The sequence below is a fragment of the Nonomuraea zeae genome (assembly GCF_005889725.1).
Classification (GTDB): Bacteria; Actinomycetota; Actinomycetes; order Streptosporangiales; family Streptosporangiaceae; genus Nonomuraea; species Nonomuraea zeae.
Map to the genome: position 1 here is coordinate 1 of NZ_VCKX01000314.1, position 13,544 is coordinate 13,544.

The following is a 13,544-nucleotide window of genomic DNA, read 5'->3' on the forward strand; positions in this document are numbered from 1 at the left end:
GACCCGCTCTCCGCTGTCGTACTCACCGCCGGCCCGTTCGAGCCCGGGGCGCGCGCAGCCGTCACGCCCGCTGCCGTCCCGCTCCGAGCCTCCGCGCTCCCAGCCGCCGCACGCCCAGCCGCCGCGCTCCCGGCCTCCGCACGCCCAGCCGCCGCACGCCCGGCCACCGCATTTCCTGCCGCTACGCTCCCGGCCGCTGCGCTCCCGGCCACCGCATTCCCCGACAGTGGGGACCTCGCGACGGACGTGCTCGCGTCGGAAGGACCCGCCACGGCGACGCCGGCCGCCACGTCGCCCGCCTCAGGACTGGCCGGCCCCCGCGCACCCCGCGCGAGCGACGGCACGCACGCCACCTCGGCCAGCGCCTCCACCGGGCTGGCCGCCACCGCCACCCTGGTCTCCTTGGCCAGCCCGTTCAGCCGCACCCTGAACCGCTGGACGTCCCCCGTCCTGACCCACTTCGCCGCGCCCTCACCCACGCCCACCCGTTCGAGCACCAGCGACACCCCGGCCGCCGCCACGGGCACGGTGGGCAGCGCGGCGAGCACCAACGCCCCGCCGATGACCCAGCCCCGCCGCATCACGCTTCTCCCCCGCCATGACAAATAACGCCTAGTAGCCATTCTGTCACAGAGAGGGACTAGCTAATCACCTTCGAGCAAATTCTCCACAGTCTTCATGATGGGCAGATCGGCCCCGAGCCACTCGACGTCGTAGTACTCGCCGGGCCCCAGCCACCGCAGCGCCAGATGCTCCCTGGCCTCGGGCACGCCGGAGGCCAGTGAGCACAGCCAGACCCGCAGCACGTACCCCTGGGACAGCGGCCAGTCCCCGCCCACCTGCGCGCCCACCGCGACCTCGACGCCGAGCTCCTCCCGGCACTCGCGGACCAGCGCCTCGGGCTCGCTCTCGCCCGGATCCACCTTCCCGCCGGGGAACTCCCACCCGCCGGCGAGGGCGGCGGGCGCCGCGCGCTGGGCGGCCAGCACCCGGCGGCCCTCCGCGACGATCACTGCGGCCACGACCACGACCATGCTCATACGTAGAGATTCCTCACAGGGACGAATTCTGCAGCTTCTTCAGCTGATCGAGCACGGCGGGGTTCTGCAGGGGACGGGTGAAGCCCACGCGGTTGTCGCGGGCCTGGTAACTCGTGACCTTGATCGGCCCGCACAGCCGGCACCGGGCCTCCAGCATCTTGCCCTTCGACACGACCAGCCCCACGTGCCCGGGGCTGCCGGCCGACGTGCCCGGACCGGCGTTGAAGAACACCAGGTCCCCGGGCTGCTCGTCGCCCTCTAACACCTTCACCCCGAACGGCCACTGCGTGAACGTCGTACGCGGGATCGACAGCCCCGCCGCGCGGTAGGCCGCGTAAATGACCCCGGAGCAGTCGAACGCGTCCGGACCCGTCCCGCCCCACAGGTACGGCTTGCCGCGCTGCGCCAGCGCGAACTCCAGGATCTTGGCCACGATGTCGCTGGGCGCCGCCTCGACGAGCGGGTCGTCGCACTCTTCGGTGGCCTGCGGCGGCACCTTGACCTCGCCGGACTTGGCGTACTTCCGGGCGATCTCCACGACCTGGTCCACGTACCACCAGGCGCGGTTGTAGACGAACAGCGCCTGGCGCACGTTCTCGGGGGCGCCGTTGCGCTTGAGCATCTTCGCCGCGCCGAGAATGGCGTCGGCCGGGTTGTACACGTCGCCCACGCCGTCACCGTCGCCGTCGGAGGCGTACCCGTTGATCGTGGACGACATCGGCATCCGCGCCTTGCCGCCCCACGTGGAGATCAGGAACTGCATCGGCCCGGCCGCGCCCGCGGAGTTGGTCCCGCTCTTGACCCCCGGCAGGTTCGACCGGCCGTGGTCGGTCTCGCGCTTGCCCACGGCGGCCAGGATGTTCCACTGGACGCCGATCTTCTGGCCGTACTCCTTGTAGAGGTCCAGATATTCGCCGGGAATGTCCGAGGTGCCCGAGTCGGACACCTCTTCCACCTGCGTGCTGTCCGCGCAGTCGACGGAGGCGCCGCCGTCGCTGAGGAAGGACGGCATCGAGATCAGCAGCATCGGCGACACGATGACCGCGACGAGGAGTAGCGCCCCGGCGAGGCCGATCACCAGGGCGAGGCGCGCTCGTGAGAGTTTCACCCTGCGGGATCCCCATCCTGGCCCTCGATGGCCGGCCTGATGTCGAAGATCCGCCAGTCGGCGCCCAACTGGCTCACCGTCACCGCGAACTCCTCCGTGAGCTGCTGGTCGCCGCTCTTCGCTACGACCTGCCTGTTCGCGGTGACCACGAAGACGATGGAGGTCTTCTCGATCTGCCGGATCTCCTTCAGCCTGGCCGTGGCCGTGGAGACGATCTGATCGTTGCGGTTCTGCTCGATCGTGCCCGCCGACGTGACGGTCCTGGTCAGGTCGTTGGCGAGCTCGGCCGTCGTGTACACCTTCACCCGGCCCGCGTACGCCGCCGGGTCCTCGTCGTAGCGGTAGGTGCCGTACACGGCGATGAAGCGTTCAGCCAGGTCCGCCGCCGCCGACAGCTGCTCCTTCTTCATCGGCAGGTAGGAGTAGACGTCGAACGGCGCCGCGCTCGCGGTCGCCAGCGGCGTGCTCGACGCCGCGGGCGCGGCGGTGGCGCGGCCCGCGTCCGGCGCGGGCTGCGCCGGGTCCTCCGAGTCCGGCCACATCGTCAGGTAGATGCCGACCGCGGCGATGACCACGACGATGGCGGCGAAGGCCACCCCCCGCCTGTCACCTGGCTGCGCCATGTTCAGTCCTTGTCAGGGTTGTTCGGCTTGAGCCAGAACGGCACGGACGGGTCACCTCCGGACCCGCCGCCGTTGCCGCTGCTGCGCAGCCAGAGCGGTGGTGCCTCGGAGGAGCGGGACGACGGCTCGTCGGAGCCGAAGATCCGGGGACCGGGCGAGCCGCCGCCGGACCTGGACGCGCCGTTGGAGCGGGAGCCGCCGTTGGACCGCGATCCCCCGGATCCCGAGCCGCCGCCGAACAGGCCGCCGCCCGAGCCACGTGAACGCGTGCCGCCCGACCTGGCGCCACCCGAGCCGCCTGAGCCGCCCGAGCCACCGAATCTCGACCCGCGCGTCCCGCCGGACGAGCCGCCCCGTGGCATCCAGCCGCCACCGGACCGCCCGCCGAACCAGCCGCCGGAGCCGCCCGAGCTCGCCGAGCCGGCTGAGGCGGCGGGGCTGGTGCTGGGCGCGCCGGCGGCTCTCGGGCCGCCCGCCGCCCCGGCGCCGCGGGTGCGGGTGGGCGTGCCGCCCAGGTTGAGCGGCGGCGCCGTGCCCCTGCGGGGTTCGAGCGGCTGCCTGGCCGCGCCCTTGCCGCCCGTCTGGTCGGTGTCGAGCGGAGCCGCCGTGGCCGGGAGCCGGGTCCCGGCCTGCGCGCCCTCGCCTTCCTCGCCGCGTACCCTGACCTGGCCTGACGTGGCGGCCGCCGTGGCGGCCGCGCCCGCCGGGTTGGCCACGCCCGCCGCCCTGATGAGCGGCTCGGCCTTGCGCAGGCCCCAGCGGCCGATCCGGGCCGAGGCGACCGGGGGCAGCACGCCCGCCGACCGCTCCAGCACGGACGAGCTCGCGGCCTCGCCGAGCATGCGGGTGGCGACCGTGTGGCCGCTCATCGAGGCGAACAGATGCTGGAACGGCCTGCGGTAGAAGAACACGGCGATCGTCAGCAGGGCCATGAACAGCACCTGCAGCCCCCACGGCATGGCCGTGGAGATGATCAGCGCGTACCCGTAGACGAGGACGCTGAGCACGATGGTCAGCACGGCCTGCCTGAGCAGCGTGCCGATGAGCATCTCCACCCAGCGCATGGCGACGATCCGGCCGCTGCCCGGGTGCACGCCGATCAGCAGGAAGATCGGCCCGAGTATCAGCAGCAGCAGGAAGCCCACCTTCAGCACCAGCAGCGAGACCGCCACCAGGAAGATGAGCGTCCCCGCCACCAGGGCGGCGATGAACGCGCCGACGGCAACGCCGAGCCGGTTGGACCAGTCGCGGCCGGAGAAGACGGTGTAGCGGGGGTCGTTCTTGAGGCTCTCGGCCAGCGCGGTGTACTGCGACTGGTGGGCGCCGATGTCGGGGGCCGGCTGGCCGGCCACGGCGGGCTGGATCGACTGGATCTCCAGCATCTTGCGGCCGAAGTCACGCACGATCGGCTGCTGCGGGTCGGCGGTGCCGAACATGCCCACCAGCCACGGCTTGCAGACCAGGGTGGACCACAGCGCGTCGGCGTTCTGGTCGACGCCGGGCGTGCCGTTCTGGGCGTATCCACCGGCCTTGACCTCCGGGCTCGCCCCGCCGGGCGGCGGCAGGCAGGAGGCGCCGCCCGCGCCCGGCAGGCCGGAGAAGGCCGAGTTGACGACCTCGCCGGTCTTGTCCGTCACGACCTTGCCCAGCCCGGTGAAGTCGCCGGGCCTGCTGAAGAACCAGACCGCGACGGTGACCGCCAGGACCATCCAGATCACGCCTTCGGCGGTCGTGGTGGCCCGCTTGCGGATCAGCCCGTACCAGGCCAGCCAGATCGCGCCGAGGATCACGATCGGCCGGAGGTAGGGCCAGTACATGGCGTTGGACAGGCTCGTGACGATGTCGTCGACGACGTCCTTGATGGACTGCAGCGGACCCTCGGTCGCCGCGGCCTGGTACGTCGTGATCGTCAGCCGGTCGACGGCCTTGGCCGCGGTGAAGATGCCGTTGGCCCACATGTTGCCGAGCACGGCGACGTAGTCGGAGCAGCCCAGGTCGTGCGTGTGCCAGAACTGGCCGCTCATCCCGAACTGCGCGTAGTTGGTGGTCGGGGTCTGCGGGCCGCCCTCGGGTGGCGGCGGCTGGATCATGCCGTCGGTGCCGCCGCCGATCACCTCGGGCGCGAGGGCGCCGGAGAGGTCGCACGGGGCCGCCGCGGCCGGCGCGGACATGCCTCCCACCACGATCGGCACCACGAGCATGCCGGTGACGAGCGCAAGAGTCAGCGCGAGTCGTCGAGATAGCCGGATCTTCATGACCGTACCTCCTGCGCCCTGCCCACGCCCCCTTGATGATCATCATGCCCGCTGCCGTCGGGTTTGTCGTGCGTCGGGTTCGTGTCGAGCCAACGGAGAAGCTCTTCGGAGATCAGGTCTACTCCGATGCGTCCCGCTCTGCCATCCAGATCGCGGAATACGCATTCGCCGTTGCCCAGCGAGCGGAGCACGGCCTTGTGCTCCTCCGACGGCTCCACCCCGAGCAGCGACATCACGTGGTCCACCTCCACCCGTTCGGTGGACCTGAACGCGAAGACGGACGAGAGGCAGTTGGTCACCTGCTCGTTCAGCAGGTCTCCCGCGTTCTGGGAGACCAGAACGAGCGCGGTGTTGCGGGAGCGGCCCATCCTGCTGACCTCGGGCACCAGCTTGGCGCCCTCGGGCGTGGAGGTGATGGCCCACGCCTCGTCCAGGAAGATCGCCTTGGGGGCGCGCCGGTCGAGGCCGTTCATCAGCCTGCGCGCGAACTGGGACACCAGGTAGAGCAGCGCCACCGACAGCCGCTGCTCGTAGGAGTAGTCGTCCCTGGTCGTGGCCACGTCGGGGAGCGTCAGCCCGCCCAGGGTGAACACGGTCGTCCAGCCCTCGCTGTCGATCTGGTCGCCGCCGGAGGGGTCGAAGCACAGCCTGGCCAGGTGCATCTCCGACATCGACCGCAGCACGGCGCCCAGGTTCTTCGAGGCCGGGTCGTCGGCCGCCTCCAGGAAGTCGACGACCTTGCCGAGCGAGGGATCCGGCGCGTTGGACACCGCGGCCACCGCCTGGATCATCGCCGACTCGCGCTCCTCCGACATGCGGGGCAGCAGCAGGCGCAGCGTCTCGGTGGCCATCGTCTTCTTCGCCGCGATGTCGTCGCCGAACGAGAACGGGTCGAGCAGGCCCGGCGCGGCCGAGCCGAGCGGGATCACCCGTGCCTTCCGTCCGCGCTTGTCCAGGAGCTGGACCAGCGACTCGGCGTCGCCCTTCGGGTCGATCACCGCCACGGTGACCCCGCGCAACGCCATCTGGTAGATCATCAGCAGCGCGAGCGTCGTCTTGCCGCCGCCCGGCTCGCCGGTGATCGCGATCGCCGTCGGCCGGTTGCGGGTGGCCGCCACCAGCGGGTCGAAGTGCACGATGCTGCGGGCCCTGCCGACGGTCTCACCGATGTACGGGCCCAGCCAGCCCTCGCTGCCGCTGTCGCCCAGCCGGTCGCCCAGATCCACGGTCGCGGTGGCCATGCCGCCCGCGATCGTGCGCAGCGGCTGGCGCTGGGCGTAGGCGTTGACGCGTACTTTCTCGCCCGGCAGCGTCTCGCAGAACAGCGAGAACTGGTCGCCGGTGGAGTTGACCACGTCGATGCCCATGTCGCGGTAGTGCTCGACGACCGCCTCCACCCGCTGCACGCAGATGTCCTCGGTCGGGGCCGACACGATCAGACGGTGCCAGCCGTACACGAAGGGGAGTCTCTCCTTCGTGATGCCGTGCTCCAGCATGCGCGCCGCGTCGATCTGCTCGGCCAGCGCCAGCGGCGCCTCGGCCCCGGCCTCGCGGATGTGGTGGTCCATGTCGCGGGCGTGCGCCAGCTTGCGGGCGACGTCCCGAGAGGCCTTGGTCGGCGGGATCAGCCGCATCCGCGACGAGATCTCCACGGGGAAGGAGAGCTGGTCGGCGAAGTGCATCCACGGCTCGCCGTCGGGGAAGGGCATGAGGTCGGGGAAGCGGGCGAACGACAGATGGGCCACGTAGGAGTCGCCCTGCGGCTGCACGATGCGCAGCAGCGACCTGCCGTTGTGGATCTCACCCTCGACCAGCGACTCGATCTCGCCCCTGCCCCAGCGCCGCTTCGGGCTCGCCGACGGTGCCGGATCGCCCAGCGCGCCCGCGGCGGCGTGCTGGAACAGCCACGCCACCTCGACCGAGGTGGCGTGCCTGGCGTAGAGGGCGCTCGACGCGAGCGCCCGGCCGAGCCGCTCGGACTGCTCGGTCCAGCGGCCGATCTCACTGTCCGGTACGTGGTCGTCCTCCATCCCGAGCGCCCTCTCCGTTTTCTGGTAGAAGCCGAAGAGCTGGGACAGCACGCCGCTGCCGAGTTGCTTGCCGCGCGGGCCGAGCCGGACGCCGAGGTAGACCTCCTTGGACCAGAAGTCCTTGGCCCAGACGTGCCGGTACATCTCCTCCAGGTAGTCGCGCCAGCCAGACCCCTCGTCGGACGTGGCGTTGAGCGCCATGGCCCACTCCGCCGCGGGGTAAGTGCGGTGGGCGACCCTCAGGTGGACCTCGGCGTCGGGCATCCTGATCGCGGCCAGCGCGATCGTGATGTTGGTGGCCAGCGCCTCGCGTTCCTCGGGCGTGACGAACTCGTAGCTGACCGTCGGGAGGCGGAAGTACGCCCATGCGCAGGTGTCTGTGAGCAGGATGCGGTCGTCGAAATAGCGGACCGCGAGGCGCTGGTGCGCTCGGGACGCCCTGCTCATGCCGCCCCCTCGGCGCATGAACGGGCCAGACCTGCTCGCTTGTTCACTTATCGCTCACCGATTCTCGTGCCCGGGGGGTCACTCGCCAACTCCTCTTCGCTCGGTCGTACGGTCTGTGCCGCGAAGCCCGCGACCACCACACCGGCGAGGGCGAGGTAGGCCCGCCGCCCGGCCGCGCGCAACTGCCCCAGGTCCACGACCTCCGCGCCGCCTGGCGCCAGATCGTCCTCCCAGGGGACCCTGACGATGGCCCGGCACCTGCCGCTGGCCACCGACTCCGCCTGCTCGACGTCGGCCATCGAACGTCTGCTCACGCCGTTGACCACCATGACCGCCCGCCTGCGCAGCTCCGCGCAGCCGTGCCCGTCGAGCCACTCGTACGTCATCGCCACCGCCTCCGACGCCTCCTCGCTCGCCGGCACCACCAGCACGAGCTGGTCGGCGTACGGCAGGACCCTGGCCGCCAGCGCGGCGGCCGGGTCGATGACGGCCAGCTTGTAGTGGCGGTCGAGCAGGCGCATGGACTCGCCCAGACGGTGGTCGGAGAAGTAGGACCGGTCCGCGAGCCGCTGCTCGGCGCCCGCGTCGGTGTCCGCGCTGATCACCTCAAGCCCGGAGGCCGTGCGCGTGGTGTATCCCCGCATCGTGAGGTAGCCGCTGACCCGGTCGAGCCCCGACAGCAGCGAGGTGAGGGTCTCGGGGGTCTCCGGCTCGATCTTGCTGGTCAGGGTGGTGCCGCCGGTGTTGGCGTCGACGGCGACGACCCTGTCGTCACGGTATTTGGCGAAGGTGTGGCCGAGCATGAGCGCGGTCGTGCTCTGCCCCGCGCCGCCGGTGCAGCCGAGCACGACGACCCGGCGGCTGCCGCGGAACACGCTCCTGGCCCTGGCCTCGTCGATCTCGGACCCGTCGGTCCGCACACCGCCGCCGCCGACGACCACCTGGGCGATCCGCCGCCAGCCGCCGGAGTCGCGGCCGACCACGGACTCGACCCGCCGCACCCGCCCTTCACCGGGCCGCGGGACCGGCACGACCAGCTCGCCGCTCCCCTGCTCGTCCCTTTCGTCGGCATCCTGCGCAGCTCCCGCGTCGAGCCCTTGCGCAGCCACCTCATCGAACTTCCGGCCGGACCGCTCGGCAACCGCCCGCTCCGGCCTCTCACCCGGCCTCTCACCCAGCCTCTGGCCTGGCCGATCATCCGGCCTCTTACCCGGCCGCTCAGCCGATTCCTGCTCGGGTCGCTCGTCCGGCTCCTGGCCGGCCTCGGTCGGCCCTTGCAGCTCGCCAGGTCCTGCGTTGTCCCGGGCCGTCCGCCCGTCATCGGCACCCGCCGCCCGCGGCGCTCGCCCTTCGCCCGTGCCCGAACGCCGCGCAGCCGGTGCCTCCGGCTCTCGCCGTCCACCGGACTCCTCAGGCTCGTCCGCAGCGGCGGCATCCGCTCTCGGCGCGGCAGTGCCCGCCGGGGCGTCACCGACCGCACGCAGCTCCCGGGAGCCCGCACGCCGCGACGAATCGCCGATCGAGCCGGGTCTCTGCGGGACGTCGTCCTTCTCCCGGTCCTTCCGCTCGCTCTGCGTGCCTGACGTTCCGGCCACGGCGTCCGACGCGGGCGGGGCGGCACTCGCCGCGACGTCGCCCTGCGGGGACGGCCCCCGCGTGCCTGCACCCGCAGTCTCGCCCTGGACGGCGGAAGCAGCGGAATCGGCGGAAGCAGCCTCGGCGCGGCCTTCCTCACGCTCACCGGCCGAGATGCTCGGACGGGGAAGCGGCTTGGCGTTGGGGTTGATCGGCGGCCAGACCCGCTGCGTGCCCGACAGCACCAGCGCCGGGCCCAGCCTCGGCGGCTGCCCCTTCCTGTGCTGGTCGCGCGCGACCTCGTCCTCGCGCCGTCCGCCTCCCCGCCGGTCGCCCTCGCGCCGCTCACCTTCGCGCCGGTCGCCCTCGCGCCGCTCGTCTCCGTGCCACTCGTCTCCGCGGCGCCCGCCGTCACGCCCGCCGTCCTCAGCGCGGCCCTCGGCCGCCTCAGCCGGCGCGTCGGCACTCGCCGCGAGCTTCCTCAGCCGCCGCAGCGCCTCGGTGTCGATCGGCTTGCCCGCGCCGGGCCTGCGGCTCTCACCCGTCCTGATCGGTACGACCGCACCCTGCCCGGCTTCCGCCTCGTCTGGCGCCCCATGCCCACCCTCGAACCCCGGTACGGCCTCACCGGCGCGCTCATCGCCTACGTCGTCCGGGCCCGCCACGTCACGACCGGCGACCCGCCCTTCGACAACCGCACGCTCGGCATCCCGACCAGCGGCACCCCGACCGATCGCATCCCGATCAGCGGCACCCGGACCAACGGCACCCCAACCAGCCGTCTCCCGGCCCTCGGCCGCGTGCGGCGTCTCCCGGTCCTCGACCTCGCGGCGGGCGGGCTCCAGCTCCGGAGTGGCGCGGCCCGAAGCGGCACGGGAGGAGGCCCGGCCGCCGGCCCCGCGGCCCTGCCCGGCCCCGGTCTCCCGGCGGGCGGCAGATTGGCGCTCGACCGGCTCCGGCGCCGAGCCCGCGCCCACCACGTCGTCCCCAACTTCCCCGTGTGCCCCGCGAGTCCCCTGAGCCCCGCGACCTCCCGGACCCCGGGGCACGGCCACCAGCGGGAGGTCCTGACGCCGTCCTGAGCCGCCTGAGAGCCCCTCCTGACGCAGGATCGGCTGCTTCACGGTCTCCGGTGCCCCGGACGCCGTCGCCTGCCGCACCTGGCCGCTGAGCGCGGGCGCGGCACCCCGGCGGCTGCCCCAGCCACTGCGGCCGGTCGTCGCCGGCTCGGCGACGGGAGCCTGCCCTGCGGCGGCAGCGGCGGCGGCGACCGCCGGGCGGACCTGCCGGGGACCGGCGATCCGCTGGCCCTCGCGCTTGCGCTGCGGCTGGCGGGACTTGCGCGGCGCCTTCGACTTGGCCCGCACGGGAGTGGAGCGCCAGACGCGCCCGGAGAAGGTGACGGCCTCGGGCTCGGACGTGGGAGCGAGGCGGTACCAGGCCTTGGGCTGGCCCAGATAACGAAGCTGGGACTCCAGGAGCTCTGTGAGCCTCTTGCCCTCGATGACGGGACGGGTGGACAGCCACGTCACGATCCCCGGCGGTACGAGGAACAGCACGTGCCACGGCATCTCCACCGGCACGCCCACCAGGACCAGCAGGAGCGACCACGGGACGAACACCCCGACGAAGACGCCGATCCAGACGATGGGAAGCGGCATCGGGAGCCGGAGGTCGTACAGCTTGTAGAGCCGCTTCTCAATCCGCCAGATGTTCGTATACGTGGGCAAGTCCACGCGGTCCTCCTCTCCACCCGCTCGTACATGACCGCCGCGGAGCGGTCTCAACCCTTACTTGATGCCCAGTGCGCCCGCGATTGCCTTCGCCGTCACCTCAATGATGTTGGGCACGTAGAAGATCACTCCGATGGCCACGGCCAATATCAGGAACTGTACGAATCGCGTGATCTCGCGGGTGAAGAGGAAGAAGAGCGCGACCACGGAGACGACAACGAGGAACAAAGGGGCGAAGAAGGCGCGCAGGAAGTTGGCGAGCCCTCCGGTGTCGATGCCGGTCGGCGTCGGTGTCGGCGACATCTCGATCAAGGTGAGCACTACGGTCTTCAAGATCACTTCTTGTCCTCCTGGGGGGTACCCATCAGCAACGCGGCCGCGCTTCTATCCAACGACCCGGCCGGCGCCGCGGATGTCGGCGACGAACCACTTGTCGCCCTGCTTCTCGACGGTCAGGCGATAGGCCTGCTCGAGTCGCCCGCCGACCGCAGCCGGGTCGGTGGCGCTGGGCGTGGGCGGGGCGTCGCCGTTGGGGACGACCCACACCACGACCGCCTGGATCTCTCTGGTGGCACCCCCCACAGGCACCACGATTTCCTTGAGCTCGGCGAAGCTGAACGCGCCGCCGAAGCTCGGCAGGCTCTTGCCGGCGGCGACATAGCGCTGCAAACCGCCGACGTCGCCTGAGGCGTATTCCTTGAAGAAGCCCTCCAGTTGCGGCTTGAGCTCCGCCGCGGCCGCGTCGTCCGTCTCCGGCTTGGCGACCTGGGGGAGGTCGGCGGGAGCCGGTGCGGGCAGGACCGCGGGACGCCCCGACACGACGAACCGCTTGCCGGCGTCGTCGCCGGAGTAGTAGATCGGGACCGACAGCATCAGCCTGCGCGGGCCCGACTGGAAGGCCACGCTGATCACGGCGTTGTGGGCGTCGCTCACCTCGGCGTCGTAGGGCTGGATCGCGACGGCGGCCAGCCGGCCGTAGCCGTCCCAGCCGATTTGCGCGTCCATGCCCTCGGCCAGGAACGCCACCAGCTTCCGGGACCTGCTGGCCGCGTCTTCTGGGGTGAAATTCAGATAGACCCCAGCGAACTGGGCGGCGAACGCCATGCCCCGGTCGGTGGGGAATCCCTTGTCCGCCGGCACGGCGCCATTGGTCGTTGCGGCACCTTCCTGGGTAAATCGCTCAAATGGGGCACGAATCCCATTCACCACGATAACCAGAATAAGCGCCCACAGAATGATGCGGCCCGTCCACACCAGCCATCGCCCGCCGCCGCCCGACCAGCCACCACGGCGCGGCCGGCGCGATGGCGGCGCGTCGAAGTCAACCGGGTCCAGGCGTGCGGAAAGCTCGGGCTCGCCAGCGATCCGAGGATCGTGCTGGACGGTAGACCTACGAGCCATCACGCCTCCGCTCGCGCCGATCCCCCCGGCTGGCGCGGTGTCGTCCGTTGCCGATCCCCATCATCCGCGGTGAAGTAGTCACCCTATCCGGTCTCCGCCATTCTTCCAGAAAGCCACGCCCATGCTGCAGGCATGACGGCCCTGACGGCAAACCGGGGACACTGGACACACCATCGTGCCGATTCCAGTCACTTCCCGGTGAAAAGGGCTTTTGACCAGGCCAGACGCCTGGAATCGCATAGCGCGGCAGCCACGGATTCCTGTCCAAATCAGGCATGGACTCTCTCGACCTGCGCATTTGGCATAGGTCGCGAGCGGAGAGCGCTTCAGGCAGGCTCCGGATCCTGGGTCGAATGCTGCCTCCGCCTGCTGTGGAGATCCACGACGGTCGGCTGCACCGCCCGCTCCAGGGAGCCGCGAAGATCCGTCAGCATGTCGGCCGCGTCGCGCTCGCGCATGCGCGTCGCCATCTCGTTGCGCTCGTCGACCTTCCTGCGCAGGTACGCCTCACGGTTGACGCGCAGGCCGTACATGAGCTCGACCCTGATCAGGGCGAGCTCCTCTTCGAGGCTGATGCCCGCGAGCGTGGGCGCTGGGCGTCGTTTCCGGATGATGCGACGGATCATGAGGGCCTCCCGAGTCAGCGTGAACGCCGTGACGATTCGACGCGCGGGGGCCCAAAGTGGTTGACGCGTCAGTCATCCCGGGATCAGACGTCCGACCGTTCCGGCATGGGACGCCTCAGGAGGCTTCGCCGCCCGTCCACGTCGCTAACCTAGCGTAGCGAGATATTGCTCTACGTGATTGGACTGGTGTCATGCGACGATTCGCCGCCGCCCTGCTCACTACGTACGCACTGACGGGCGCACTGACGGGCGCGCTGACGGGCGCGCTCGCCGGTGCCGTGCCGGCTGCGGCCGCCACGCCCGCCGCGCCTGCCTGGGTCACGGGGAGCGAATGCACGGACGGTGGCGGCACCATCGTCCCGGTCGGACGCGGCAAGGCCATCTGCCAGGGCGGCATGTGGGACAACGAGCTCATCCACGCGGACTGAACGTGAATTAGCCGCGCGGATTCCCCCGTGGCGGCGAACTGCCGGAATATCGGGCCTTCGCAGCTGATGGCAGCCATCAGCGATTCCGCGGCCCAGGGGGGCCGCCACCCAAGCGGGACGCGGCCCAGAGGGGAGGGCCGCCGCCCAAGTGGGACGCGGCCCTCTTCGTGCCTCTGGCGGGCTCGGCCTTTCTGACGGGCTCGACGCCCGGGGCATCACGGTGGTTGTCCGGCGGAATCGGATGTCGCTGGGGCAGGGTGCTTCGGGTGGGTCATGGC

General features: G+C 71.3%; 10 protein-coding genes and 1 pseudogene. 1 reads left to right on the plus strand and 10 read right to left on the minus strand.

Going from position 1 to position 13,544, the window contains the following annotated elements:
* The 10 genes and pseudogenes from ETD85_RS51925 to ETD85_RS51970 all read right to left on the minus strand — a co-directional run.
* Window positions 1-581, minus strand: a pseudogene (locus ETD85_RS51925) (hypothetical protein); the annotation flags it as partial.
* A 63-nt stretch (window positions 582-644) separates the two neighbouring features.
* Window positions 645-1,040, minus strand: a complete 396-nt coding sequence (locus ETD85_RS51930) for a (deoxy)nucleoside triphosphate pyrophosphohydrolase (protein WP_138697255.1) — start codon at window positions 1,038-1,040, stop codon at window positions 645-647.
* A gap of 13 nt (window positions 1,041-1,053) precedes the next feature.
* Window positions 1,054-2,148, minus strand: coding sequence for a C40 family peptidase (locus tag ETD85_RS51935; protein WP_138697256.1), 1,095 nt, complete (start codon window positions 2,146-2,148; stop codon window positions 1,054-1,056).
* Window positions 2,145-2,771, minus strand: coding sequence for a hypothetical protein (locus ETD85_RS51940; protein ID WP_138697257.1), 627 nt, complete (start codon window positions 2,769-2,771; stop codon window positions 2,145-2,147). The genes ETD85_RS51935 and ETD85_RS51940 overlap by 4 nt, the downstream gene beginning before the upstream one ends.
* A gap of 2 nt (window positions 2,772-2,773) precedes the next feature.
* Window positions 2,774-5,026, minus strand: coding sequence for a type IV secretion system protein (locus tag ETD85_RS51945; protein ID WP_206059419.1), 2,253 nt, complete (start codon window positions 5,024-5,026; stop codon window positions 2,774-2,776).
* Complete coding sequence (locus ETD85_RS51950; RefSeq protein WP_138697258.1) at window positions 5,023-7,503, minus strand: ATP-binding protein; 2,481 nt, start codon at window positions 7,501-7,503, stop codon at window positions 5,023-5,025. Before ETD85_RS51950 ends, ETD85_RS51945 begins: the two co-directional genes overlap by 4 nt.
* 47 nt (window positions 7,504-7,550) lie before the next feature.
* Window positions 7,551-10,814, minus strand: a complete 3,264-nt coding sequence (locus ETD85_RS51955; protein WP_170247322.1) for a TcpE family conjugal transfer membrane protein — start codon at window positions 10,812-10,814, stop codon at window positions 7,551-7,553.
* 54 nt (window positions 10,815-10,868) lie between these two features.
* Window positions 10,869-11,114 carry a hypothetical protein gene (locus ETD85_RS51960; protein ID WP_240779991.1) on the minus strand — a complete coding sequence of 82 codons (246 nt, stop codon included), beginning with the start codon at window positions 11,112-11,114 and terminating at the stop codon, window positions 10,869-10,871.
* Window positions 11,115-11,195: 81 nt separating this feature from the next.
* On the minus strand, window positions 11,196-12,212 hold the full coding sequence (locus ETD85_RS51965; RefSeq protein ID WP_138697261.1) for a conjugal transfer protein: 1,017 nt from the start codon (window positions 12,210-12,212) through the stop codon (window positions 11,196-11,198).
* Between the two features lie 326 nt (window positions 12,213-12,538).
* Window positions 12,539-12,838: a hypothetical protein gene (locus tag ETD85_RS51970; protein ID WP_138697262.1), complete on the minus strand. Its 300-nt coding sequence runs from the start codon at window positions 12,836-12,838 to the stop codon at window positions 12,539-12,541.
* A 191-nt stretch (window positions 12,839-13,029) separates the two neighbouring features.
* On the opposite strand from ETD85_RS51970, the gene ETD85_RS51975 reads away from it, so the two are divergent.
* On the plus strand, window positions 13,030-13,266 hold the full coding sequence (locus ETD85_RS51975) for a hypothetical protein (RefSeq protein ID WP_206059420.1): 237 nt from the start codon (window positions 13,030-13,032) through the stop codon (window positions 13,264-13,266).
* Window positions 13,267-13,544: the final 278 nt, after the last annotated feature.

Coding starts and splice junctions, on each gene's coding strand:
- ETD85_RS51930 (WP_138697255.1), bottom strand. CDS start 1,040: ATGAGCATGGTCGTGGTCGTGGCCGCAGTGATCGTCGCGGAGGGCCGC.
- ETD85_RS51940 (WP_138697257.1), bottom strand. CDS start 2,771: ATGGCGCAGCCAGGTGACAGGCGGGGGGTGGCCTTCGCCGCCATCGTC.
- ETD85_RS51945 (WP_206059419.1), bottom strand. CDS start 5,026: ATGAAGATCCGGCTATCTCGACGACTCGCGCTGACTCTTGCGCTCGTC.
- ETD85_RS51950 (WP_138697258.1), bottom strand. CDS start 7,503: ATGAGCAGGGCGTCCCGAGCGCACCAGCGCCTCGCGGTCCGCTATTTC.
- ETD85_RS51960 (WP_240779991.1), bottom strand. CDS start 11,114: ATGTCGCCGACACCGACGCCGACCGGCATCGACACCGGAGGGCTCGCC.
- ETD85_RS51965 (WP_138697261.1), bottom strand. CDS start 12,212: ATGGCTCGTAGGTCTACCGTCCAGCACGATCCTCGGATCGCTGGCGAG.
- ETD85_RS51970 (WP_138697262.1), bottom strand. CDS start 12,838: ATGATCCGTCGCATCATCCGGAAACGACGCCCAGCGCCCACGCTCGCG.
- ETD85_RS51975 (WP_206059420.1), top strand. CDS start 13,030: ATGCGACGATTCGCCGCCGCCCTGCTCACTACGTACGCACTGACGGGC.